The sequence below is a fragment of the Deltaproteobacteria bacterium genome, from assembly GCA_016180855.1.
GTDB lineage: Bacteria > UBA10199 > UBA10199 > JACPAL01 > JACPAL01 > JACPAL01.
Genome location: JACPAL010000022.1, coordinates 20230 through 41910 on the forward strand (window position 1 = coordinate 20230; position 21681 = coordinate 41910).

The window sequence follows — 21681 nt, forward strand, 5'->3', positions numbered from 1 at the left end:
GTACGTTGAGGAGCGTCCGAGGCGGCCAACGCTGCAGATGGGCCTTTTTCAGAGGTTATTTGTGAAGATTTTAGCGGTTGATACCTCTACACTGACCGGTAGCGTTGCCCTCCTCTTTGAGGAGGAAAAACAACTCAAAACTATTGGTGAGATCACCCTCTCGGTTTCTACCGTCCATTCCGAACGGCTCCTCCCTGCCCTTCAACGCCTCCTGGAAGAGGCCGGAGCCTCTCTCGCCGAGATCGACCTTTTTGGTGTGGCGCACGGCCCCGGCTCCTTTACAGGCCTTAGGATCGGGATGGCAACGGTTCAGGGGCTCTCTCTCTCGACTGGAAAGCCGGCCATTGGTGTCTCCAGTCTCGAGACGCTCGCGATGAACGCCGTTCTTCATGACGGTTTGGTCGTGCCGATGTTCGATGCACGACGGGGAGAGGTCTACTCGGCCGTTTACAAGGCGAATGGTGCGAGGCGGAGGGGGCTCGAATCGGTTGAACCGGAGGTCGCTGTTTCCCCGGAAAAATTTCTGGAGCTCCTTTCTTTGAGGGATGAGCCGACCTTCCTCATGATTGGGAGGGGGGCCGAGGTCTATCGAACAGTCATCCTTGAGAGGTTGGGGTCAAGGGCGCTCTTTGCCCCGGCCTTGCTGAACATCCCCCGTGCCTCCCATGTCGGTTTGTTGGCTTGGGAGGGCGCTTCTGAGAACAGACCGGCTCGTGAAAATCCTCTTTCACCACGCTACCTTCGGAGCGCCGAAATAACATTTCCAAAACCCACCAAAATTTTAGGCAACCATTTCGGGTAAAAGGCGATAATCTAACCAGATGTATTGTTCATTATTTTTACAAAAGCAGGAGGTACTATGTCGTTAACAGTTGCTGACAGAATCGTTGACTGCGAGATTTGTTGGACGCAGAGAGAGTTGCCAGCAATAGCTCCACGTGTTGCGAGGATGGCCATCACCGAACCCTCGGCAGCGTTGGCTCGTCTCACTGCCAATACCCCATTTACGGTTGGAAGCTATATGAGGATCGCTGCCTTTTTTGGCGCTATTGCGGCGGCGGGCTGGCTTTCCTCAAGATCTAAAGGTTAGTAATATCTGAAATCTTAAAAGGGGGATTTCATGGCGACAGGCCCCACACGCTTTCAACTCACCCTCTTTCAAAAGGTTGCTTGACAAGAATTTCTAAAAAATGCGAGATTTCAATAACTTATAGGACAACCAGGAGAATTTTTGATGACCCAGAAAATGATTTTTGAAGGCGTTGGAGGATCTGGGGGTTGAGTATCTCTTTGGCTACCCGGGCGGCGTTGTTCTTTATATCTATGATGAAATCCACAAGCAGAAAAAAATCAAACATATTTTGGTTCGCCACGAGCAGGGGGCAACCCACATGGCGGATGGTTATGCCCGTGTGACCGGAAAACCAGGTGTTGTTCTTGTAACCTCTGGTCCTGCGGCGACCAATACCGTAACCGGTTTAACGACGGCGATGATGGATTCGGTCCCGATCGTCTGTTTTACTGGTCAGGTGCCGGTCCAACTGATCGGCAATGATGCGTTTCAGGAGTGTGACATCGTCGGGATCACCCGCACCTGCACAAAACACAACTATCTCGTGAAGGATGTGAAGGATCTCGAGCGGATCATCCATCAGGCGTTCTACATCGCAACGAGCGGGAGGCCGGGGCCGGTGCTTGTCGATATCCCGAAGGATGTCAGCATGGCGATGACGGAGTATCAGGGGATTAAAAAAGTTGAGCTTCGAGGCTACAAGCCCAAGAAGGTTCCCGCCCAAGGGCCACTGGAGGAGGCGGTTGAGTTGATTTTTAAGTCAAACAAACCGGTTCTCTATATGGGGGGTGGCGTTGTGGCCTCCGGGGCCTCCGGCATTGTAACGGAATTCGCCGATCTTTTGGGTATTCCAGTTACGATGACGCTGATGGGGCTCGGTGGTTTTCCGGGCGATAATCCGCTTTGTTTGGGGATGCTCGGGATGCATGGCGGTTATTGGGCGAACATGGCGATGAACAACTCCGATCTCCTGATCGCGCTCGGTCCACGATTTGATGATCGTGTGACGGGCGATCTCAAAAAGTTTGCGGTTCATGCGAAAAAGATCCATCTGGATATCGATGCCAGCTCGATTGGGAAGATCGTCAATGTTGATATCGGCCTCGTCGGAGATGCCAAGGAAGTCGTGAGCAAGATCGTTTCCCTTGCAAAGAAAGATCCCGAACGGGTGCGCAGGTATCGGAACAGTCTTAAGCCGTGGAAAGAGCAGATCCAGAGGTGGCAGAAGGAACATCCCCTCTATTACCCGCAGGAGATCGGTGGTACTCTTCGCCCCCAGTATGTCATCCAAAAAATTTATGAGGCAACAAAAGGGGAGGCGATCATCACGACCGATGTTGGTCAGCACCAGATGTGGACGGCGCAGATCTATAAATTTAATGGCCCCCGCCGCTGGTGCACATCGGGAGGACTTGGAACCATGGGCTTTGGACTCCCTGCCGCGATCGGGGCCCAGCTCGCTTATCCTAACGATACCGTTTTCTGCATTTCAGGAGATGGGTCCATCCAGATGAATATCCAGGAGCTCGCAACGGCGGTTCAAAACAAACTGCCGGTCAAGGTGGCGATCATCAACAATTTCTATCTGGGGATGGTTCGGCAATGGCAGCAGTTCTTTTATGAACGGCGGTATTCAGAATCGGAGATGCTCGCGATGCCCGACTTTGTAAAATTGGCGGAGAGTTATGGGGCGGTCGGTTTTTTGGTTAAAAAACCGTCAGAGGTTGAGACGGTTTTGAAGGAGTCGCTCAAGATTAAAGACAGGCCGGTTCTCATCGATTTCCATGTGGTGAAGGAAGAGAACGTTATGCCGATGGTCCCGGCGGGCAAAGGATTGGATGAGATGTTGTTAGCATAGGGGGAAGGGTTAGCGATAAGGGCAGGGAAATTCTATGGAGAAAAGACACACGATCTCTGTTTTGGTCGAAAACGAATTTGGTGTCCTGGCCCGGATTGCGGGACTCTTTGCGCAGAAGGGGTACAACATTGAAAGCCTCTCGGTCTCGCCGACAACCGATGCAACCCTCTCACGAATGACGATTGTGACGGTTGGAAACGATCATGTTGTTCAACAGATTATCAAACAGCTGGATAAATTGATTAACGTACTTCGGGTGGAAGATCTTTCACACGAGAAGCATGTGACCCGGGAGCTGTTTCTTGTTAAATTAGAAGGTCGATCACGCTCTCGGTCCGAGGCGGAAAAGCTTGCGCTGGAGATGGGGGGAAAACTGATCGATTACAGCGCTGCAGCATTCGTTGTCGAGGTGACCGGAAACGAGGAGGAAGGGACTTCCTGCCTTGAGAAACTTAAAAAGCAGGGGATTCTTGAAGTCGTAAGAACGGGCGTAATCGCCGTTCAGCGGGGTGAGCATGTCCTCGTCTCTCCGAAGGAGAAATTATAATGGTTAAGGAAGGGTATCCTTTTCTCTTGGCGGGGCTCCTTTTAGCCGTCCCCTTCCTGGTTTGGGGCGGGCCTTGGGGTTTGTTGGCCCTTAGTATTCCGTTTTATGTGGTCTGGTTTTTTAGAAATCCCAGGAGAGTGCCCCCTTCCGATGAAAAGAGTCTGCTGTCACCTGCTGATGGGAAAATCATTTTTGTGGGAGAGGTCGAGGAGCAGAGATATCTCGAAAAGAAGATGCAAAAGGTCAGCATCTTTATGTCTCCTGTTGATGTCCATGTGAATCGGATTCCGATCACCGGCCAGATCAAGGGGATTTATTATAACAAAGGGAAATATTTCTCTGCCTTCAAGGAGAAGGCGTCTCTTGATAATGAACAGAACGCCGTTTCGATGGAGTCGACAGGGGGGTATCCGATCCTCTTTGTCCAGATTGCCGGTTTTTTGGCAAGAAGGATTGTTTGTTATCTGAAAGTAGGTGATAATGTCCGTCGCGGTGAGCGGTATGGGCTGATTCGTTTCGGTTCACGAATGGATGTGTATATGCCGACCGATTTTAAGCTGACTGTCAACCTGGGGGAGAGAGTACGGGGTGGTGAGACCATCCTGGGGAGGCTTTTATGAAAAGGATTCCATTGTCGCGAGGAGTGGCTCTGCTGCCAAATCTGTTCACGACCGGCAGCCTTTTCTGCGGTTTTTATGCGATGGTTCGTGCGATCTCAGGTGATTTTTTTGATGCGGCCCTGGCGATCGGTTTCTGTTCCCTCTTTGATATGCTCGACGGCCGGATTGCCCGGATGACAAAGAGCGAGAGCGATTTTGGGGTGGAATATGATTCGCTGGTTGATCTCTCCTCTTTTGGCATTGCCCCCGGTATCCTCATTTATGTCTGGAGCCTTGCCGATTTTCAGCGCATCGGCTGGCTTGCGGTCTTTTTGTATGTCGCTTGTGCTGCCCTGCGGCTTGCCCGGTTTAATGTCCAGCTGCAGTCGGTTGAAAAGAAACGGTTTCAGGGGCTACCCACTCCCGCTGCTGCCCTTTTGCTGGCGAGTCTTGTCCTTCTCTACGAGAGTGGATATGGACCGGACGGATTTAAAGGGTCATTGAGTGTTGGATTGACCTTTCTCTTAGGACCCCTCATGGTCAGCCAGATTCGATATCGGAGCTTCAAAGATCTTGATCTGAAGAGCCCAAACGCCTTTTATTTTCTCGTAGCAGCGGTTGGATTAATTCTTGTCCTCGCCCTTCATCCGGAGTTCATGCCTTTTATTGTTTTTTCTACGTATGTCCTTTCAGGTCCGGCAGAGGAGATTTTGTTCTTAAGGAAGAAGGCGGGCGAGGCCGTTTCTGCAAAATTGCGTCGAAAACACTGGCCAAAGGCAAATCTGGTCTCGCTTGAGGGGAAGAGAAGGGAATCATACCATGAGGGATCGGGTAAAGATCTTTGATACGACCCTCCGCGATGGGGAACAGTCGCCCGGTTACAGCATGAATCTTGATGAGAAGCTTCGGATGGCCCACCAGTTGGCCCGTCTGGGGGTGGATGTCATCGAGGCCGGTTTCCCGATCGCCTCACCGGGGGATTTTGAGTCCGTTCGTCGGGTCGCGGAGGAGGTCAAGGGGCCTATTATTTGCGGTCTTGCACGGGCAAATTCACTCGATATTGACCGGTGCTGGGAGGCGGTCAAGATTGCGGAACGACCCAGGATTCACGTCTTTCTCGCAACCTCTGATATTCATCTAAAACACAAATTGAGGATGACGCGGGATGAGGCGCTTGAAGAGGCGGTGAAGGGGGTCCAGTTGGCCAGGAGCTTTACGCAGGATGTCGAGTTCTCTGCGGAGGATGCCACCCGGAGCGATCCGGACTATCTGGCCGAAGTTTTTCAGGCCGTCATAGAGGCAGGGGCGACGACGCTGAATGTCCCCGATACCGTGGGATATACCTTCCCGCTGGAATATTCGAAGCTGATCCACTTCCTGAAGGAAAAAATTCCCAGTAGTGGACAGGCGACGATTAGTGTTCATTGTCACAATGATCTGGGGCTCTCCGTTGCCAACTCGCTGGCGGCGGTCCAGGCCGGTGCCCGGCAAGTGGAATGCACGATTAACGGAATTGGCGAGAGGGCGGGAAATGCCTCTTTGGAAGAGATTGTGATGGCGCTTAAGGTTCGTGAGGAGGCGCTGGGCCTGGAGACAGGGATTGAGACAACGCAACTCTACCCCGCAAGCCGCCTCCTCGCCCATATCACCGGTATTGGAGTCCAGCCAAACAAGGCGATCGTTGGAGCAAACGCCTTTGCCCACGAGTCAGGGATCCATCAGGCCGGCCTGCTGAGGTCCGAGTTGACTTATTCGATCATGACGCCCGCCCAGGTTGGCCTGACGGCGCACCAATACGTGATGGGAAAACACTCGGGGCGGAATGCGTTTCGAGAAAAGCTCAAGGCGATGGGACATGAGCTTACACCGGAACAGTTTGAGAGTGCCTTCATAAAGATGAAGGAGCTTGCCGATAAAAAGAAACGGGTTTTTGATGAGGACATCGACGCGATTGTGGCGAGTCTGCTGACTCAAGGAGAGGAGAGATACTCGCTTGAGGAGATCAGAATTCAGAGCGGAACCCGCATGATACCAAAGGCAACCGTGATACTACGGGTGAATGGCAAGCGACGGATGGCCTCAGCAAAGGGTGATGGACCAGTCGACGCCGCCTTTTCGGCAATTAGAAAACTGACCAAGTTCAAAGGGGCCCTTTCCAAATTTAATATTAATGCGGTGACGGGTGGGACGGATGCCCAGGGAGAGGTGACCGTTGCCCTGGAAGAGAAAGGGAAGACAGTTCGTGGCATCGGTTCGCACACCGATATTGTCATTGCTTCCGTAAAGGCGTTTCTTGTGGCGCTCAATCGGCTTGATTCAACCTCTAAACGGCTTCATCCGCAGGAGGGGGTTTAGTTCTCTAGTCAGCAAGTTTCGATCTTGCATAAAGCCAGGTGACAAAAGCCAGCGATGCCCCAACCGCTTGGGATGTGAGTGTGTAGGCGTCGAACGGATTTTTGAATCGCCAGGCGACCTTTTTTGTTACAGAGCAGGCGATCCTGTGAGTGGCCAGTGCTGTTGTTCCTCCCAGCACAGAGCCTGCGAGGAGAAAAAGAGGCAGCCTGGAGTTATCAGATTTCGATTTTTCTAGAGAAGGGACCCCAAAAATATACTGCGTTAATATAAGTGCCAAGGTGGCACCAATAAGGAGACCTACCAAGACGACGGGGATGTTATTTTTTTTGCCAAACTGCATAACACCATCCGACAATCTCCTTTTTACCTCTACAAGATCCGGTGTTAGGCGCACGGCTCCAAAAGGATATCCGGAAAGTGCAAATTTTTCTCCCATCCCGAATATATGACTCGCCTCTCGGGCAAGAAACCCTCTCGTAAATTGAGATCTTGATACGGCATCTTCCAGATAAGTACCGACGATTGGTGCCGTAAGGCTGGTACCAGTTTGTACAAGGAGTAACAGACCCGCTTCAGTGATAGGATGCTGACTTGGAAAATAATTTTCTAGTTTTGGCATAGGATCCTTGGTTCTCTTTCTGTTGTTATGTGCTCTATCGTAGGCGACAACCACAATTCCGCAGTTGCGGAATTGTGAAATCACCGTAACTCGCCTCATCTCTTCGTTGGCCTTCGGTCGGGACTCGTTCGACGTACCACCCAAGTACGCCTCACTCGCCCTCCCTCGACCGCCTCGATCTGAAGCGATTCCGGCAATTTACCTAAATTCCCCCGTCAGGAACTGCGGAATTTAGGCAAGAATTGGTTGTGGATTTTTTGAAGAATTTTAGTACCTTCTAGCTCATGGCAACCTGCTTTTCTTGTGGGAAGGAATTCATTCTGCAGGAGAAGGTTGGTAGAAGGGACACCTGCTCCGGTTGCGATGCCGAGATTCATTGTTGCTTTAATTGTGAGTTTTACGATGAACATGCCTACAACGAGTGTCGGGAACCCCAAGCAGATCGGGTATTAGACAAAGAGAGGGCCAATTTCTGTGATTTTTTTCAGTTAGGTAAACAGTCTCGGCATCGCCTCAAAAAAAGGGATGAGGTGGCAGAGGCGAAGAAGAAACTGGAGGAGTTATTCCGAAAGAGATAAAGATATTGGTGCTGCCAGGTGACGGGATTGGGCCGGAGGTGACGACAGCCGCTGTTCGCATTCTACAGAAGGTAGGGGGTGCTGACCTACCGCTACAGTTTGAAATGGCCGTTGTTGGCGGTGCCGCGATTGATACCACTGGCGTGCCATTGCCAGCCACTGTTTTAAAGGGTGCTAAAAAGGCGGACGCCGTTCTTTTGGGGGCGGTTGGAGGGCCGAAGTGGGATTCACTCCCTCATCAGGGGCGACCTGAACAGGCCCTCTTGGGGCTTCGTTTCGGTTTGGGACTTTTTGCCAATCTGCGTCCGGCCCACGTTTTTGATTCTTTGGTCCAGGCCTCGACCTTGAAGGAAGAGGTTGTGAGGGGGACCGATATTCTTGTCGTACGTGAGCTAACCGGCGGGATCTATTTTGGAACCCCAAGGGGGATCCGTCGTCGGGCAGGGAAGAGGGTAGGGTTTAATACAGAGATTTATTCTGTGCCTGAAATGATGCGGATTGCAAAGGTTGCCTTTGAAGCGGCACGACGGAGACGCAAAAAAGTTGTCTCCGTTGACAAGGCCAATATCCTGGAAAGCTCCATGCTCTGGAGAGAAACCGTCAGCCGGGTTGCCCGACGGTATCCGGATATTGAATTGGTCCATATGTATGTCGATAACTGTGCGATGCAGCTCGTGAGAAATCCCCTGCAATTTGACGTCATCCTCACAACGAATATGTTCGGTGACATCCTCTCTGATGAGGCGGCGATGCTGACCGGCTCAATCGGGATGCTCCCTTCGGCCTCTCTCGGTTCAGGGAAAAACAGTCTTGGACTGCCTCGTGGGATGTACGAACCGGTTCACGGGACCGCACCGGATATCGCCGGAAAAGGGCTTGCGAATCCGCTGGCGGCTATCTTATCTTCTGCACTTCTTCTTCGGTATTCATTGGGAGCGGATGACTTGGCCAGTCGTGTTGAGGAGGCGGTTCAGGTCGTGTTGCAGGAGGGGGGAAGGACATCGGATATCGGGGGAGGAGGAGTGAAGAGGTTCTCAACCTCCGAAATGACAGAAGCGGTTTTGGAAAGACTATGACAAAGAAATATAAAATAGGGGTGGTGGGGGCGACCGGGGCGGTCGGCCGCGAGATGGTCTCGATTCTGGGGGAGAGAAAGTTTCCTGTCGAGTGCCTGCGCCTTTTTGCCTCTGAGAAAAGTGTCGGTGAGAAGATGACCTTTTGTGGCAAGGCAATTTCGGTTGAACTCCTGCAGGAAAATTCGTTTCAAGGGGAGCAGATTGTCTTATTTTCCGCCGGGGGAACGGTTAGTCAACGGTTTGCACCGCTTGCAGCCGAGGCGGGAGCTGTCGTCATTGACAATAGCAGCGCCTTTCGGATGGCGGAGGATATCCCCCTCATCGTTCCCGAGGTCAATCCGCAGGATGTTGGTCAATACAAAAAGAGGCGGATCATTGCGAACCCCAACTGTTCGACGATCCAGCTCGTTGCGGTTTTAAAGCCTCTTCATGATGCGGCCGGTCTTCGTCGTGTCGTTGTTTCGACCTATCAGTCAACGGCGGGGGCGGGGCAGAAGGCGATGAAAGAGCTCTCCGAACAGGTGGTTGCCCTCTTCAACCAGAGGGAGATTGAAAAACGGGTTTTTCCGCATCAGATTGCGTTCAATTGTATCCCTCACATCGATGTCTTTCTCGACAACGGTTACACCAAGGAGGAGATGAAGATTGTGAACGAGTCCCGGAAGATTATGGGGCTCCCCACCCTTCGGATCACCTCAACGGCGGTTCGGGTTCCCGTTTTTTGCAGTCATTCCGAGTCGGTCAATGTGGAATTGGAGAGAAAATTGTCGGTTGCTCGTATTCGAGAGATCCTTTCCAAAGCACCGGGCGTTACGGTTTATGATGATCCGTCAAAGAACCAGTATCCGCTCGCTGTAGAGTCAACGGGAAAAGATGACGTCTTTGTCGGCCGGATCCGGATAGACGAATCGGTTGAAAACGGTTTTAACCTGTGGATTGTCTCTGACAATCTACGCAAGGGGGCTGCCTTGAACGCCGTGCAGATTGCCGAGTTGCTTGCCGAAAAATATATTTAGATTTATTTTTTTGTGACCGGGGGGCCTTTGTTTAAAAAAGTTGTCGTCCTAATCCTCTTCCTGGCGGGGGGGATTCTCTTTGCTTATCCCGACTCAGAGAGGGCACCCTCTTCCCTCTCTGAACCACCGCTGAACCTTGTCTCCTCACAGGCGGACTTCATGGTGATCGATAATGATAATTATCTTTTTGTAAGTTTTGGAAGCACCATTAAGAGGATTGATCTGGAAACCTGGACATTGGCTTCCGAGCAAGTGCCTGCACTACAGGACAACAGTAAAGAGACGGGTGGACAGGATCTCCGCGGCGATATCAAAGGGCTCTCACTTCGCGGGAGCACACTTTTTGCCGCCCAGGCAGATGGGGATCTCATTGTTATTAACTTGAGCAAGATAACCGAAAATCCACGTAGTATTGACCTGGGAAGTGACACGCTGGGGCAGGTGGTGGCCGATCAGGAGACTGCCTCCGATGATGACAAGCTCTATATTGCCGATACCACGAATAATGCCATCCTCATTTACGATATCAGTGATGAGAAGGTGACAACGACTATTTCACTCAAGGATGCACAGGGGACCGGCATTAAGCCGGTTGCGTTGACCTTGGCCCAGTTCCCAAGCGCCTCGAGCAACACCTCAACAGACACCCTCTATGTGACGACGGATAAGGGAAAGGTCTTCGTCATTGATGAAGGTTCTACGGCCGTGACCGCGACGATCACCCTCGCAACAACGGATAAAAGTCTCCCGGCATTGGCCACGTCCCCCGAACGAAATTTTCTCTTTGTCGTCAATTCAACCGACAGTTCCTTGCATGTCATTAATACGTTGAATGATACGGAGGTGGACACCAGCTTATCACAGTCCGGGACGAATCCGATCTCGCTGTCGCCGAACGGTTCACTCAAGGGGGTCGCTGTTACGAGTGTGACCGATCCAACGGACATCTATGCCTATGTCACAGGGTCCGGTGGAGTTTCTGTTGTGGATCTTGATTTAGGGACGAGCAGTTTTGACAGTTTTACCGTCAAGGATTTCAATGATACCGGCTCCAGTGATACAGAGGATAATCCCCTCCCACTCTCTTCTGCTCCCGGCCCGATTGTTACTACGTCTGGCAGTGAAGCCCGGTTATTTGCCTCGCTCTCCAATGCGAAAATTGCAATCATTCAGGACCATCCGTTTGTGACGATTCAAAGTACCTCTTTGGGGACGAGCTCTTTGACACAAGGAGGCTCTTTTACGATGACCTTCCAGGCGGATGAGGCGGGAACGTATACCGTCCGTGTCGGTGGCAATCGTACACAGAGCGGCACATCAGTTGATTCCGGAACGGTCAGTTCCGGTAATACTGATCAGACGACGGCCACAATCAATTATGATTCGAAGACATTTTCAGAAGGGACCAATCGCCTCTTTGTTTTTGTGACCGATAGTGAGGGAAACGTTGGGCGTGATGCCGTGGATATAACCGTCGATACTCCGCCGCCGGCGGTCACAATCCGTGAGGTCGGTTTTGGTAATGAGAGCCTGTATGTGACGTTTGATCGGCTAAGTGCCTCGGATGTGAGATCCTACCGGATCTATCTCGACAAGACGGACGCCTCGTTGGCAACCCTCTCTTCGGCCGGCTCCGTTTCACAACCGGCTGCAACGGAGTCAACGGTTACGGCAAAGATCTCCGGGCTGGATAATGGGGATCTCTATCAAGTTGGTGTCGAGGCGGTTGACAACGGTGGCAACGTTGGCTCCCGGACGACAACATTATCAGGAGGGGTAGCAGCATCAGGCCGTCCTGAGGCAACGGTAGGGGTTGCGGGTAGGGCAGGGGAGGCAGGGTGTACCTTACTTAAGGGAACCTTCCTTTTTCCGAGGTTCCAGAGAGGGGGGGGGCTAAAGATGCTTCCTAAGTCCTTCGATTCATAAATTCGGTGACGAATTTATTCACTCAGGACTAGTGCTGAGCGAGTAATTTGATTGATTTTTTTGGCTTTTCAGATACGTATGGTAATTACGAGTCGAAGTACTAAGATGCATCGTATCCTTCTTGGCCTCTTTCTCATGTTTACGTTGTATCAGCCGTCACTGAGAGCTGCCGAACTGACCCCCCAGTGGTGGTCATTCGAATTTAAGGGCTCCCTTTTTCTCCCAAAGGGGCAGTTGTTAAAAGACTTTTTAAACTGCTGCTATCCTTCAGGCTCGATGGAATTTGGACTCCTCATTGGTTCAAAATTGGGGGTTGAGGTGGGAGGGGGTTTTATGACGGCCAAGGCGAACTCGGTTGGCCGTACGAGTGGGCAGGTTGCCGCGGAGGAGTTTCGTTTGACCCTCATACCTCTCTATAACTCAGTGACCTTTCGGGCCGATTTCAAGGAGGATCAGATTCTTGTTCCCTATGTTAAGGTGGGGCCTGATTATGTCTTCTACCGGGAGAATGTCCAGGGGACGACCACCAAAGTGGTGAAATACGGGCTACATTTTACCGGGGGACTCCAATTTCTCCTGGAGGTTGTTGATGAGATCTCCCATTCCTTTGAGGCCGATGTGGGAGTCAATGATATCTATCTGACACTGGAGGGACGCTATAACTGGATTGATAGTTTTGGCAGTGGCGGCCTTGATTTAAGCCATTGGTCTGCTTCGGCGGGTTTTTTATTCGAATTTTAAAGAGGCATGTAGCCGTTTTGCCAACCACCAGTCGGACCACTGTTCCCTGAATCCTCGGAGTCGTTGGAAGAACCGTTGGGTGGGAACGGCCCTGTGGGGGCCCCCGGGGTGCCATTTGTCTGCCACTGATTGAAGGTGCCGCTACCGGGCGATTCCGTAAACCAGGCTTGTCGTTCCGCATCCTTGAGGAGGACATAGTTCATAGCCAGTTGATGGAGCTGTTCGGAGATCAGTTGGCGGATGTAAGGCAGGTCGTCTTGCTCCATATTGACAATCTCTGTCAGTTCGACAGCCGAAGCCCCTTCGCCGCCGTACTGTGTAAGGTAGGACTGCAAGCCGTTTAAATCCTCAATACCCGCCTCAATGCTCATCGTGGCACCGTTGTAGGCATTGGTGACATCCATGCCTCCGCCGCCATCCACAACCTCTTGCGTACCACTGCCAATCGTCGTGTTTGCCGTCCAGAGGGTATCATTACCAGCATCTCCGTAGAGCCGGTTTTCCCCGGTACCACCGTAAATATAGTCATTCCCTTCACCGGCAACGAGACGATCATCTCCTGCGGCGCCTCGGAGGATGTCATCACCCCCCTGTCCGTAGAACTCGACACGGTTATCATCGGTGACAGCTGCCGTATCATCGCCGGCGCCCAGATAGACGCGACTTTGATCTCCACCGACGGTGTAGACGAGATCGTCCCCTGAACCGCCTGAAATTTCAACGCTGACCTGCGAGTCAAGCCTCTGCCCGATATCAGAGAGCTGAATCTTAAGCTCTTCAAGGATGTCCATTCCACCCCGCAACACAAATTTGATTTTTGTCTCTCCCGATCTGTTCTTTCCCTCGAGGACAAGCGACTGACCGTCCTGAACAGCGGTCCATTGTTTCAACTCTTCTCCCTCGAACTGATCCAGCAGGTTGAAGGTTAGATCAGACTGATCCGAGACATCATACTCAATCGTACGGACCCCTTCACGTACCCGATCCTCTTCCTCGGGGAGATCATCGCGGTTAAAGGGGTTAATGACGGATGAGACATCCATTGCGCCGCTGGCCCAGCTGTCCGTTCCGGAAGCGATGTAGATGCCGGTTTCCGCATAACCGTAGGAATTGGTTGTCACGAGGCCTTGGGGATCAAAATTGACGAACTGTAAATTGGCTTCACCAAAAAAGTAGAGCTTCTTTTGTTCAAAATCAGGGATCAACAGACGACCGGTTCCTGATCCATTTTCAAAATCGATTCGAAGCGTTGAATCCTGACGGGAGACCCGGATCTCTCCTCCCTCTTCCGGTGCCTGGATAACATACGTCCCGCCACCGCCTGCCACTGAGCTTGTTTGGCCATTCGGTGTCAGTGTCATTGTCTGATAATTTCCCGTGGGGCCTCCCCACTGGACGCCCCCATTCCCTCCCACCGCCTGGGTTCCGACAGTTCCAGGAACACCACCATCACTTGCGGTCGCAGCGAGTCCAAGTGTGCTACGAACCTCAGATCGAAGTTGTGCGCTGTCAATAATGCCGTCATGATTGGCGTCGGCACTCCGACCGTTCCCCATCTGGACCAGACCGGGGTCTCCCAGCTGGAGCCCCAGATTTCGAAGCCGGATTTCATTGTCGTCGCTGATTCCGTCACCGTCTGTATCCAGACTCAAAGGATTGGTTCCATCCTCAATTTCGCGGGCATCAAGAATATTGTCACCATCAGAGTCCGGATCAAATCCATCGGGGAGTCCATCACTGTCCATGTCTTGAGACAATTGCTGTTCTAATCTGGGGATGATCTGTTCGATTTCAGACAGGAGCTGTTGGGCTGCCTGATCCCCTCCGGTTGCGAGCGGGCGTAACTGGTCTCTCAAGGCGATTAACTGCTGAAGTTGCTGTTGTCGTCTTTCGAGCGAGATCGATTCACTTCCGGGTGTTGGGATATCAGCGGCCCCGGTCCCAACCGTCGTTGAGATAAGAACCGTCTCCTGATTTGGGCCACTGGTGATACCGACAAGAGGGCCGGATGAACCTCCCTCTGAAATTGGTTCGGCCGAATCTATTTCTATCCTCTCTGATCGATTTCCAACCGGATTAACAGCCAAGGTACTCTTCCTCCCTCTTTAATAGGATCGGCAACCTATAGCAGTCGAGTTGCCGGCCTTCCTACTGACTTAAGAGCAATTTGCATGCCATATTTTCAATGGGAGCATTATATAACAACATAAAATCATTGCAGTTTTTTATGGGTCTCGGTGCGGAGGTCATTCTCGCTGCGTTTTTGAGGACATCTTGGGGGGGCGAGACCCCATGAGTGCCATCTTGACTTTAAGGGGGAAAAGACATGAAAGAGGGCGCTGATGAATCGTATCATTGTTCAGGTTTTTTTTCTGTTTTGCCTCTCTTTTTCAAAATCTATTTTTGCCCAGGAAGGAACTCCGGAGAAGAACAGTTATAGTCAGGGAATCAGTGAGGCCCACGCATTGGCTGATCATGGGAAGATCGATCAGGCGATTGAAAAACTGAAAGAGCTCCTCATTGAAATACAGAAAGAGAAGATCAATCCGCTCCGTTTGAAATACGACCTGGCGAATCTCCTCTTTCTTCAGGGGCGTTACCAAGAGGCGGAAGTTGTCTACCGAGAGGTGGTCAAAATGGCCGAGGAGGAGAATGAACTGCTTCAAAGATCTCAGGCGCGTGTTCACCGGATGCAAGAACGAGAGACCAAAAAGACAGATCAAATGGCGATTAAATTGATTGAAATCGAAACCGCCTTAAATCAGGAGGAAAGGCCTGCTGCGGGCAGTCGCGAGTACCTTCAGAAAGTGCCACTGGAATCTCTTCATTACGAGAGGGCCGGGTCGCTTCTCTCACGTCTTCAGCTCCTCGAAAACAAAATGGCAGGGCAGATGTTAAATGAGGCGAGACAGATTTTTGATAGTCGTAAAGATTATCCAAAGGTCATTGAAATTCTAAAATCGATTGAGCAGGAATTTCCTGGCACGGACGAGATGTCGTCTGTCCTTATTCTGAGGCAGGAGACCGAAAAGAAATTAAAACGGAAACTGTTCTAGGAACTTTAAGTCCCTTCATCCCAGGAGGAGAGATATTTCTCCTGCTCCGGTGTTAGGTGATCAATGCCGACCCCTATGCCATTTAGCTTCAGACGTGCAATCTCCCGGTCAATCACTTCGGGGACCGCGTAGACCTTCTTCTCAAGCTTCTTGAAGTTTTGGAAGAGATACTCTGCCGAAAGAGACTGGTTGGCAAAGCTCATATCCATAACACTCGAGGGATGACCTTCAGCCGAGGCAAGGTTGATAAGACGTCCTTCCGCCAGTAGATTAATCTTTCTACCGTCCGCCAAGCGATGTTCCACGACATAGTCCCGGATGGCTCGCTTTGAAACGGTTATCGATTCAAGGGCAGGGATATCAATCTCAACGTTGAAGTGTCCCGAGTTCGAGACAATCGCTCCGTCTTTCATCTTTTCAAAATGTTCCTTCCGAATCACCGACTTGTTCCCGGTAACAGTGCAGAAAAAATCACCCAGCACGGCTGCCCGTTCCATCGGCATCGCTTCAAAACCATCCATGACCGCTTCGAGAGCGCGAATCGGATCTATTTCTGTGACAACGACTCTTGCTCCCATACCACGGGCCCGTGAAGCGAGTCCCTTGCCGCACCATCCGTAACCGCTGACCACGAAAACAGAGCCTGCCATGAGCCGGTTGGTTGCGCGAACAATACCATCAAGAGTGCTCTGTCCTGTTCCATAACGGTTGTCAAAGAGATGCTTCGTCAGTGCCTCATTGACGGCGACAATCGGATAACCAAGGACCTTGTTTTTCTCCATGCTACGGAGTCGGATCACTCCGGTGGTTGTCTCTTCAGTTCCACCGATCACTTCCGACATCTGGGAAGTCCTTTTCTGATGGAGAACGGAGACAAGGTCGGCCCCGTCATCCATCGTGACAGTCGGGTGACTGTCGAGAACCGCATTAATGTGCTGGTAATAGGTTTTTTCATCCTCCCCCTTGATGGCGAAAACCGGCATGTCGTGGCGAAAGGCCAGGGCGGCCGCGACATCATCCTGTGTGGAAAGGGGATTTGAGGCACAAAGGGCGACATGCGCGCCGGCCGACTTGAGTGTCACAGCCAAGTTGGCTGTCTCTGTCGTTACATGAAGACAGGCGGCAATCTTCAACCCCTTGAGTGGCTTTTCCTTTTCAAATCGTTTCTGGATCAGACGAAGGACGGGCATATTTTGGGCGGCCCATTCCATTTTTAAAATCCCCTGTTCCGCTAGCGATTTGTCTTTAATGTCGCATGACATAGGCATCTCCTTAATTAAGTTCCGGTTGATCACGAAGGGCTAACCGTTCATCATTTTTTAGGGATTTTCCGTTTCCCTTTTCATGCCGATACGACTCACCAAGAGTCCTTAACTGTTTAACACGATCGGTTGTTTCCCAGGTAAAATCGGTATCATTTCGCCCAAAATGTCCGTAAGAAGCAGTCTTCTGATAGATGGGACGTTTGAGCTTCAAGGTTTCAACAATTGCTGCCGGCTTGAGACTCCAGGTTTTAAGGGCGATTTCTGTGATCTCTTCATCCTTGAGAGCCCCTGTGCCGAATGTGTCAACCATGAAAGAGACGGGCTCCGGATAACCGATGGCGTAAGCGATTTGTACCTCACATCGCTCTGCCAACTCAGAAGCCACGATGTTTTTGGCGATATGCCTGGCCATATAGCAGGCGGAACGATCTACCTTGGAGGGATCTTTTCCTGAAAAAGCGCCGCCCCCATGACGTCCCCATCCACCGTAGGTATCGACAATGATCTTCCGTCCCGTCAGACCGGAGTCACCCAGAGGGCCTCCCGTCACAAAGCGTCCAGTGGGATTGATGAGAAAATGTGTTTTGTTAGAAAGCAAGGAAGAGGGAAGGACCTTTTTGATCACTTCCTCAATCATAGCTTCCTTCAAGGTCTCATAAGCAACATCAGGCGAATGTTGTGTTGAGAGGACAACCGTCGGGATATGGTGTGGGCGTCCGTTAACATATTGGACAGTCACCTGTGACTTCCCGTCAGGCCTTAAAAAATTGACAACGCCCTTCTTCCGTATCTGGGCAAGCCGTTCTGTCAGCTTGTGAGCATAGAGGATTGGCATCGGCATTCGTTCCGGGGTCTCGTTGGTTGCATAACCAAACATCATCCCCTGGTCTCCTGCTCCTTGCTCCTTGAAAAGGCCCTCTCCCTCGGTGACCCCCTGAGAGATGTCGGGGGATTGTTTGCCAACCGCAATCTGGATCCGGCAGGTAGTGGCATCAATACCCCATTCTTCATTGGTATAGCCGATCTCGCGAATGACCTTGCGAGCAATCTTTTCATAATCAACGGTTCCCCTTGAGGTAATTTCGCCAGCAATGACGACCAGATTGCCGGCTGCTAGTGTTTCGCAGGCAACACGGGAATCAGGATCCTGTGCCAAAAAGCCGTCCAGAACTGCGTCCGAGATCTGATCGCATACCTTGTCTGGATGACCTTCTGTGACCGATTCGGAACTGAAGAGAAAACTGGAACCCATAGAGACTCCTTTCTTAATTTTTAATAGTCGGATTCTAGAACCTGAGAGGGCTATCCAAAAAGGCGGAGGGCGTCAAGGGAATTGACCTCTAGTTCATTCACCAAATCCCGATTCAATAAGCTTGCCCAGTTCATGTAATGCCTCTTTGGCATCTTCTCCGACTATTTTGACTTTAATTTCCGATCCCTTGGCTGCCGCTAGCATTAGAATACCCATAATGCTTTTTCCATTGACCTTGTTGGTCCCCTTGCTCACCTGGATTTCTGATTTATAGCGCGAGGCGAGCTTGACGAAAAGGGCCGCAGCTCTGGCATGAAGCCCAAGTGTGTTCAACACCCTGAACGATTTGGAGAAATTAAGACCGGTTGCCGTGGAGGACTTCTGTGGCCCGCGCGATATTTTTTTGCCCATAGTTTTTTATAAAATCGGCGATCTCCTCCAGAGACTTTTTCTCCTTGAGGCTTGCCATCTTGATCAACATCGGAAGGTTGACTCCTGTCACGACCTCGACCTTTCCCTCCTTAAGAAATGAAAGGCAGAGGTTAGAAGGAGTCCCTCCAAACATATCTGAAAGAAGTAGAACTCCTTCGCCACTATCCATCTCCCGGATTGCCTGTTCAATCTTGTGGCGCATCTGGTCGACCGATTCGCTTTGTTCAAGAGCAACACCGACAAGCGGGTTGGGCTCCCGAACGATCGTTTGAACGGCTCTTACCAATTCTTTGCCGATACCTCCATGAGTGACAACAATTGTTCCTACCATCATTCAATCTCCTCTCACGATATCTCTATGATACATGTTAACCGCGTAACCCTCCCATTTCAACTGTTGTGCCACCTTTCTGGCGATGGCGACGGAACGGTGGCGTCCTCCCGTACAGCCAAAGGCCAAGGTCAAATAAGACTTCCCCTCTTTTTGATAACAGGTGAGCAGAAAGCGGAGCATTCTTTTCAGGTGTTTGATGAACAACCGTGTCTCATTTTTGGCAAGCAAAAACCGGAGGACCCTGTTGTTTTCCCCGGAAAGGGGGCGCAACGAAGGCACAAAATGGGGATTAGGGAGAAATCGGATGTCGAGAACCAGATCGGCCTCGAGGGGAACGCCAAACCGGTAACCAAATGAGAGAATGTTGACGACCAGTTTTTTTATGCTTTTTTTCTGATGGACAAAGTCAAGGATACGCTGACGCAATTGATGTACGGAAAGTGTCGACGTGTCGAGATTTTGGCTCGATTGAAGGCGGAGCGGGCTGAGTAGTTTCCTTTCACGCTGAATTCCTCGAAGAACCATGCCGGAAGGGGCAAGCGGGTGTTTTCGGCGTGTTTCTGAGAAGCGGCGGATGAGTACGGAGTCTCTCGCCTCCAGATAAAGAATCCGCAGCGGCAGGCCTGTCCTTCTGAAAAGCTGAAGGTGTTTCTGGAGATTGTTGAGAAACTCACTGCCACGGGCATCCATGACAAGGGCTAATTTTCTGTAGCGTTGTCGACTGCCAGAGCGTTTCAGCATTTCGGCAAGTTGGGGTAAAAGCTCTCCCGGCAGGTTGTCGATGGCGTTGTAGCCCAGATCTTCAAAGACATGGAGTGCCGAAGATTTTCCGGCTCCGGAAAGGCCACTTAAGATGACAATCTCGTTTTTTTTTGTGGGGGCCATCATTTTTTCCAGCCTTCGGGCAAGCTCCCCTTTTTTCCACCCGCCAGAATAGCCTGTGCCAGTTTTTCCTGAAATTCGTGCGCAGAGTAAATCCCTTTTTGTTTGAGCAGCTGGTTTCGGGCCGCCACCTCAATGACGGAAGTTAAACTTCGGCCAGGCCGGACAGGGATCCGGATCAGCGGAAGTCTGACCCCAAGCATTTCTCTCGTTTTTTCGTCAACTCCCAGTCGCTCGTATTCCTCACGAGGCTTCCACTCGATCATATCAATCACCATTTCAATTAGTTTTTGATCACGAACCGAGGCAACCCCGAACAGATCTTTTATATTGATAATCCCCAGCCCCCGGATCTCCATATGATACCGAAGCAAATCGCTTGCTGATCCATAAAGCTCGTTGGGAGCCCTTTTTTGGATATGAACGATGTCATCGGCAACAAGTCGATGACCTTTCATAACCAATTCCAGACCACATTCGCTTTTACCCATGCCGCTTTTTCCCGTGAGGAGGATGCCAACTCCAAACACGTCAACAAGCACTCCATGGGCGGTTGTTGTTTCAGTCAGATTTTCCTCAAGAAATTTTGAGATTCGAACAATAAAAATCGCACTCGAAAGAGCCGTGGTGAGCAAGGGAATGCCTGCCCGTTCTGCTTGCTTCACGAAGATCGCAGGAGGTTTTCGAGCGTCTGTGATGACAAAGCAGGCCAGATCAAGGTGGCATAATTTTCGAAAAAGAGTATCGAGCTCCGCAGGCTTCGTTTTTAAGAGGAATTTCATTTCGGGATTTCCGAGCACCTGGACACGGCCGGGATGGAGGTTGGAGGTTTCACCGGTCAAGGCAAGTCCCGGTTTTTGGATATGAGGGATGATAATCTTTTTCTTGTCGAGCCCTTTTCGACCGGCCAGGAGCTCCAGTTGGAGGTGGTAGCGGGTATCGGAAAGAAGGCGCCGGACAGGCAAGGCAATCATTTAGGAATTCCGTCCTTAGTACTTCGACTCGTAATGACTATGACGTATATACAAAGCCAAAAAAATCAACAAAATTACTCGCTCAGCACTAGTCCTGAGTAAATAAATTCGTCGAGTAGATTTCATCTTCGTTCTTTGCTTCCAGAAGTTTGTTGCGGAAATGAATATCCTTTAAAAGGCGGGAGAGGCGGGCCAAGGCCTTCAGGTGAAGGCTGGCAGCATTTTCAGGGGCCAGAAGAACGAAGAAAAGATGGGCCGATTTGCCATCCTGGGCTTCAAACGGAACTCCCGGGACACTCCTCGCAAAACCAGTGACAATTTGAGGCAGTTGGGGAAGCTTCCCATGGGGGATTGCTACGCCGTTGCCGATTCCTGTGCTTCCCAGTTTTTCTCTCTCCATGAGAACCGAGGCAATCACCTCCGGTGTGATTCCCGGACATCGGCGCACCAAAAGTTCGGCTAATTCCTTAATGACTCCCTCTTTGGTTTGGGCGGAGAGAGAGGAGAGAATCGTTTCCTTTGACAAAATCTGTTTAATCTTCATGGTGGAGCCGGGGGATGGGTACTTTATTGGGACGGAAAATGCAACCCTTTTAGCTGACGTCGCCTTTGTGGTGGTGGGACTTGGTTTTCTCTTTGATTTTTTTGAGTTGTCTCTCCAGTTTTGTAACGGCCCCTGTGACGGACTGATACATGTCATGGCTTCGGTCTTCAGCAAAGAGAACCTGATGACGCTCCGAAAGGGTGATCTCCGCGATATGACGGGAACCTTCGACGTTCAGGATGACATGGGCCTTGGTGGCCTTGAGAAAATACTTCGACAACTTTTCAAGCTTGTCTGAAATTCTTCTTCGCAACACGGGGGAGGGTTCGCTGTGTCGGAAGGTATAAGTGACTTCCATAAGGGAACCTCTAATAACCCAGATTTTTCGGGCACATCGAAAAACGGCCCAGCGGTTCGACAAGCTCACCGTCCTGAGCAAAGTCGAAGGAATGCAAGGCGCCCGCAAGGCCGCGACCGGAGCGTACTTTCGTGGTACGTGAGGACGTGGACGAAGCGGGCAACACAGCAGATGGGTAGTTTTTCGAGGTGCCCATA

The 21681-nt window shown here is 51.1% G+C and carries 23 protein-coding genes; 13 read left to right on the top strand and 10 right to left on the bottom strand.

Going from position 1 to position 21681, the window contains the following annotated elements; genetic code table 11:
• Positions 1-61: 61 nt before the first annotated feature.
• From tsaB to HYT77_09930, 7 genes are all read left to right on the top strand, one after another.
• Positions 62-802 carry a tRNA (adenosine(37)-N6)-threonylcarbamoyltransferase complex dimerization subunit type 1 TsaB gene (gene tsaB, locus HYT77_09900; GenBank protein MBI2068310.1) on the top strand — a complete coding sequence of 247 codons (741 nt, stop codon included), beginning with the start codon at positions 62-64 and terminating at the stop codon, positions 800-802.
• Positions 803-859: 57 nt separating this feature from the next.
• Positions 860-1090 (top strand): hypothetical protein, encoded by a 231-nt coding sequence (locus HYT77_09905; protein ID MBI2068311.1) that lies wholly within the window; start codon positions 860-862, stop codon positions 1088-1090.
• Positions 1091-1253: 163 nt separating this feature from the next.
• A complete protein-coding gene (gene ilvB / locus HYT77_09910) occupies positions 1254-2930 on the top strand; it encodes a biosynthetic-type acetolactate synthase large subunit (protein ID MBI2068312.1) in 1677 nt (558 codons plus the stop codon).
• Positions 2931-2964: 34 nt separating this feature from the next.
• Positions 2965-3477 (top strand): acetolactate synthase small subunit, encoded by a 513-nt coding sequence (gene ilvN, locus HYT77_09915; GenBank protein ID MBI2068313.1) that lies wholly within the window; start codon positions 2965-2967, stop codon positions 3475-3477.
• Positions 3477-4097, top strand: a complete 621-nt coding sequence (locus tag HYT77_09920; GenBank protein MBI2068314.1) for a phosphatidylserine decarboxylase family protein — start codon at positions 3477-3479, stop codon at positions 4095-4097. The genes ilvN and HYT77_09920 overlap by 1 nt, the downstream gene beginning before the upstream one ends.
• Positions 4094-4921 carry a CDP-diacylglycerol--serine O-phosphatidyltransferase gene (pssA, locus tag HYT77_09925; protein MBI2068315.1) on the top strand — a complete coding sequence of 276 codons (828 nt, stop codon included), beginning with the start codon at positions 4094-4096 and terminating at the stop codon, positions 4919-4921. Before HYT77_09920 ends, pssA begins: the two co-directional genes overlap by 4 nt.
• Positions 4896-6431 carry a 2-isopropylmalate synthase gene (locus HYT77_09930; protein MBI2068316.1) on the top strand — a complete coding sequence of 512 codons (1536 nt, stop codon included), beginning with the start codon at positions 4896-4898 and terminating at the stop codon, positions 6429-6431. The genes pssA and HYT77_09930 overlap by 26 nt, the downstream gene beginning before the upstream one ends.
• 4 nt (positions 6432-6435) lie before the next feature.
• Here the strand turns inward: HYT77_09930 and HYT77_09935 are convergent, their stop codons facing one another.
• Complete coding sequence (locus tag HYT77_09935) at positions 6436-7050, bottom strand: hypothetical protein (protein ID MBI2068317.1); 615 nt, start codon at positions 7048-7050, stop codon at positions 6436-6438.
• A gap of 284 nt (positions 7051-7334) precedes the next feature.
• Here HYT77_09935 and HYT77_09940 point away from each other — a divergent pair, with 284 nt between their 5' ends.
• The 5 genes from HYT77_09940 (at position 7335) to HYT77_09960 (ending at position 12387) form a co-directional block, all read left to right on the top strand.
• Positions 7335-7628: a hypothetical protein gene (locus tag HYT77_09940; protein MBI2068318.1), complete on the top strand. Its 294-nt coding sequence runs from the start codon at positions 7335-7337 to the stop codon at positions 7626-7628.
• The gene (gene leuB / locus HYT77_09945) at positions 7625-8704 is read left to right on the top strand and encodes a 3-isopropylmalate dehydrogenase (protein ID MBI2068319.1); all 1080 of its coding nucleotides are present in this window, start codon (positions 7625-7627) and stop codon (positions 8702-8704) included. The genes HYT77_09940 and leuB overlap by 4 nt, the downstream gene beginning before the upstream one ends.
• A complete protein-coding gene (locus HYT77_09950) occupies positions 8701-9720 on the top strand; it encodes an aspartate-semialdehyde dehydrogenase (protein ID MBI2068320.1) in 1020 nt (339 codons plus the stop codon). Before leuB ends, HYT77_09950 begins: the two co-directional genes overlap by 4 nt.
• 27 nt (positions 9721-9747) lie before the next feature.
• The gene (locus HYT77_09955) at positions 9748-11646 is read left to right on the top strand and encodes a hypothetical protein (protein ID MBI2068321.1); all 1899 of its coding nucleotides are present in this window, start codon (positions 9748-9750) and stop codon (positions 11644-11646) included.
• A 105-nt stretch (positions 11647-11751) separates the two neighbouring features.
• Positions 11752-12387 (top strand): hypothetical protein, encoded by a 636-nt coding sequence (locus HYT77_09960; GenBank protein ID MBI2068322.1) that lies wholly within the window; start codon positions 11752-11754, stop codon positions 12385-12387.
• On the opposite strand, the gene HYT77_09965 is transcribed toward HYT77_09960, so the two are convergent.
• Positions 12384-14474 carry a hypothetical protein gene (locus tag HYT77_09965; GenBank protein MBI2068323.1) on the bottom strand — a complete coding sequence of 697 codons (2091 nt, stop codon included), beginning with the start codon at positions 14472-14474 and terminating at the stop codon, positions 12384-12386. The two genes, HYT77_09960 and HYT77_09965, sit on opposite strands and share 4 nt — an antisense overlap.
• A 255-nt stretch (positions 14475-14729) precedes the next feature.
• Between HYT77_09965 and HYT77_09970 the strand changes: the two genes are divergently transcribed.
• Positions 14730-15443: a tetratricopeptide repeat protein gene (locus tag HYT77_09970; protein MBI2068324.1), complete on the top strand. Its 714-nt coding sequence runs from the start codon at positions 14730-14732 to the stop codon at positions 15441-15443.
• 5 nt (positions 15444-15448) lie between these two features.
• On the opposite strand, the gene HYT77_09975 is transcribed toward HYT77_09970, so the two are convergent.
• The 8 genes from HYT77_09975 to raiA all read right to left on the bottom strand — a co-directional run bounded on the left by HYT77_09975 (position 15449) and on the right by raiA (position 21484).
• Positions 15449-16705, bottom strand: coding sequence for an adenosylhomocysteinase (locus HYT77_09975; GenBank protein MBI2068325.1), 1257 nt, complete (start codon positions 16703-16705; stop codon positions 15449-15451).
• Positions 16706-16715: 10 nt separating this feature from the next.
• Positions 16716-17960: a methionine adenosyltransferase gene (locus HYT77_09980; GenBank protein ID MBI2068326.1), complete on the bottom strand. Its 1245-nt coding sequence runs from the start codon at positions 17958-17960 to the stop codon at positions 16716-16718.
• A gap of 93 nt (positions 17961-18053) precedes the next feature.
• Positions 18054-18371, bottom strand: coding sequence for an HPr family phosphocarrier protein (locus tag HYT77_09985; protein ID MBI2068327.1), 318 nt, complete (start codon positions 18369-18371; stop codon positions 18054-18056).
• Complete coding sequence (locus HYT77_09990; GenBank protein ID MBI2068328.1) at positions 18316-18726, bottom strand: PTS sugar transporter subunit IIA; 411 nt, start codon at positions 18724-18726, stop codon at positions 18316-18318. Before HYT77_09990 ends, HYT77_09985 begins: the two co-directional genes overlap by 56 nt.
• The gene (gene rapZ, locus HYT77_09995; GenBank protein ID MBI2068329.1) at positions 18727-19614 is read right to left on the bottom strand and encodes an RNase adapter RapZ; all 888 of its coding nucleotides are present in this window, start codon (positions 19612-19614) and stop codon (positions 18727-18729) included.
• Positions 19611-20582, bottom strand: coding sequence for an HPr(Ser) kinase/phosphatase (hprK, locus tag HYT77_10000; GenBank protein MBI2068330.1), 972 nt, complete (start codon positions 20580-20582; stop codon positions 19611-19613). The genes rapZ and hprK overlap by 4 nt, the downstream gene beginning before the upstream one ends.
• 88 nt (positions 20583-20670) lie before the next feature.
• Positions 20671-21126 carry a PTS sugar transporter subunit IIA gene (locus tag HYT77_10005; GenBank protein ID MBI2068331.1) on the bottom strand — a complete coding sequence of 152 codons (456 nt, stop codon included), beginning with the start codon at positions 21124-21126 and terminating at the stop codon, positions 20671-20673.
• 49 nt (positions 21127-21175) lie between these two features.
• Positions 21176-21484: a ribosome-associated translation inhibitor RaiA gene (gene raiA / locus HYT77_10010; GenBank protein MBI2068332.1), complete on the bottom strand. Its 309-nt coding sequence runs from the start codon at positions 21482-21484 to the stop codon at positions 21176-21178.
• Positions 21485-21681: the final 197 nt, after the last annotated feature.

Excerpts from the sequence above, each read along its gene's own strand:
- ilvN (MBI2068313.1), top strand. The coding sequence starts at position 2,965 with ATGGAGAAAAGACACACGATCTCTGTTTTGGTCGAAAACGAATTTGGT.
- HYT77_09975 (MBI2068325.1), bottom strand. The coding sequence starts at position 16,705 with ATGTCATGCGACATTAAAGACAAATCGCTAGCGGAACAGGGGATTTTA.
- HYT77_09985 (MBI2068327.1), bottom strand. The coding sequence starts at position 18,371 with ATGGGCAAAAAAATATCGCGCGGGCCACAGAAGTCCTCCACGGCAACC.
- hprK (MBI2068330.1), bottom strand. The coding sequence starts at position 20,582 with ATGATTGCCTTGCCTGTCCGGCGCCTTCTTTCCGATACCCGCTACCAC.
- rapZ (MBI2068329.1), bottom strand. The coding sequence starts at position 19,614 with ATGATGGCCCCCACAAAAAAAAACGAGATTGTCATCTTAAGTGGCCTT.
- HYT77_09990 (MBI2068328.1), bottom strand. The coding sequence starts at position 18,726 with ATGATGGTAGGAACAATTGTTGTCACTCATGGAGGTATCGGCAAAGAA.
- HYT77_09935 (MBI2068317.1), bottom strand. The coding sequence starts at position 7,050 with ATGCCAAAACTAGAAAATTATTTTCCAAGTCAGCATCCTATCACTGAA.
- HYT77_09950 (MBI2068320.1), top strand. The coding sequence starts at position 8,701 with ATGACAAAGAAATATAAAATAGGGGTGGTGGGGGCGACCGGGGCGGTC.
- HYT77_09920 (MBI2068314.1), top strand. The coding sequence starts at position 3,477 with ATGGTTAAGGAAGGGTATCCTTTTCTCTTGGCGGGGCTCCTTTTAGCC.
- HYT77_09980 (MBI2068326.1), bottom strand. The coding sequence starts at position 17,960 with ATGGGTTCCAGTTTTCTCTTCAGTTCCGAATCGGTCACAGAAGGTCAT.
- raiA (MBI2068332.1), bottom strand. The coding sequence starts at position 21,484 with ATGGAAGTCACTTATACCTTCCGACACAGCGAACCCTCCCCCGTGTTG.
- HYT77_09930 (MBI2068316.1), top strand. The coding sequence starts at position 4,896 with ATGAGGGATCGGGTAAAGATCTTTGATACGACCCTCCGCGATGGGGAA.
- HYT77_09960 (MBI2068322.1), top strand. The coding sequence starts at position 11,752 with ATGCATCGTATCCTTCTTGGCCTCTTTCTCATGTTTACGTTGTATCAG.
- HYT77_09905 (MBI2068311.1), top strand. The coding sequence starts at position 860 with ATGTCGTTAACAGTTGCTGACAGAATCGTTGACTGCGAGATTTGTTGG.
- HYT77_09970 (MBI2068324.1), top strand. The coding sequence starts at position 14,730 with ATGAATCGTATCATTGTTCAGGTTTTTTTTCTGTTTTGCCTCTCTTTT.
- HYT77_09940 (MBI2068318.1), top strand. The coding sequence starts at position 7,335 with ATGGCAACCTGCTTTTCTTGTGGGAAGGAATTCATTCTGCAGGAGAAG.
- pssA (MBI2068315.1), top strand. The coding sequence starts at position 4,094 with ATGAAAAGGATTCCATTGTCGCGAGGAGTGGCTCTGCTGCCAAATCTG.
- HYT77_10005 (MBI2068331.1), bottom strand. The coding sequence starts at position 21,126 with ATGAAGATTAAACAGATTTTGTCAAAGGAAACGATTCTCTCCTCTCTC.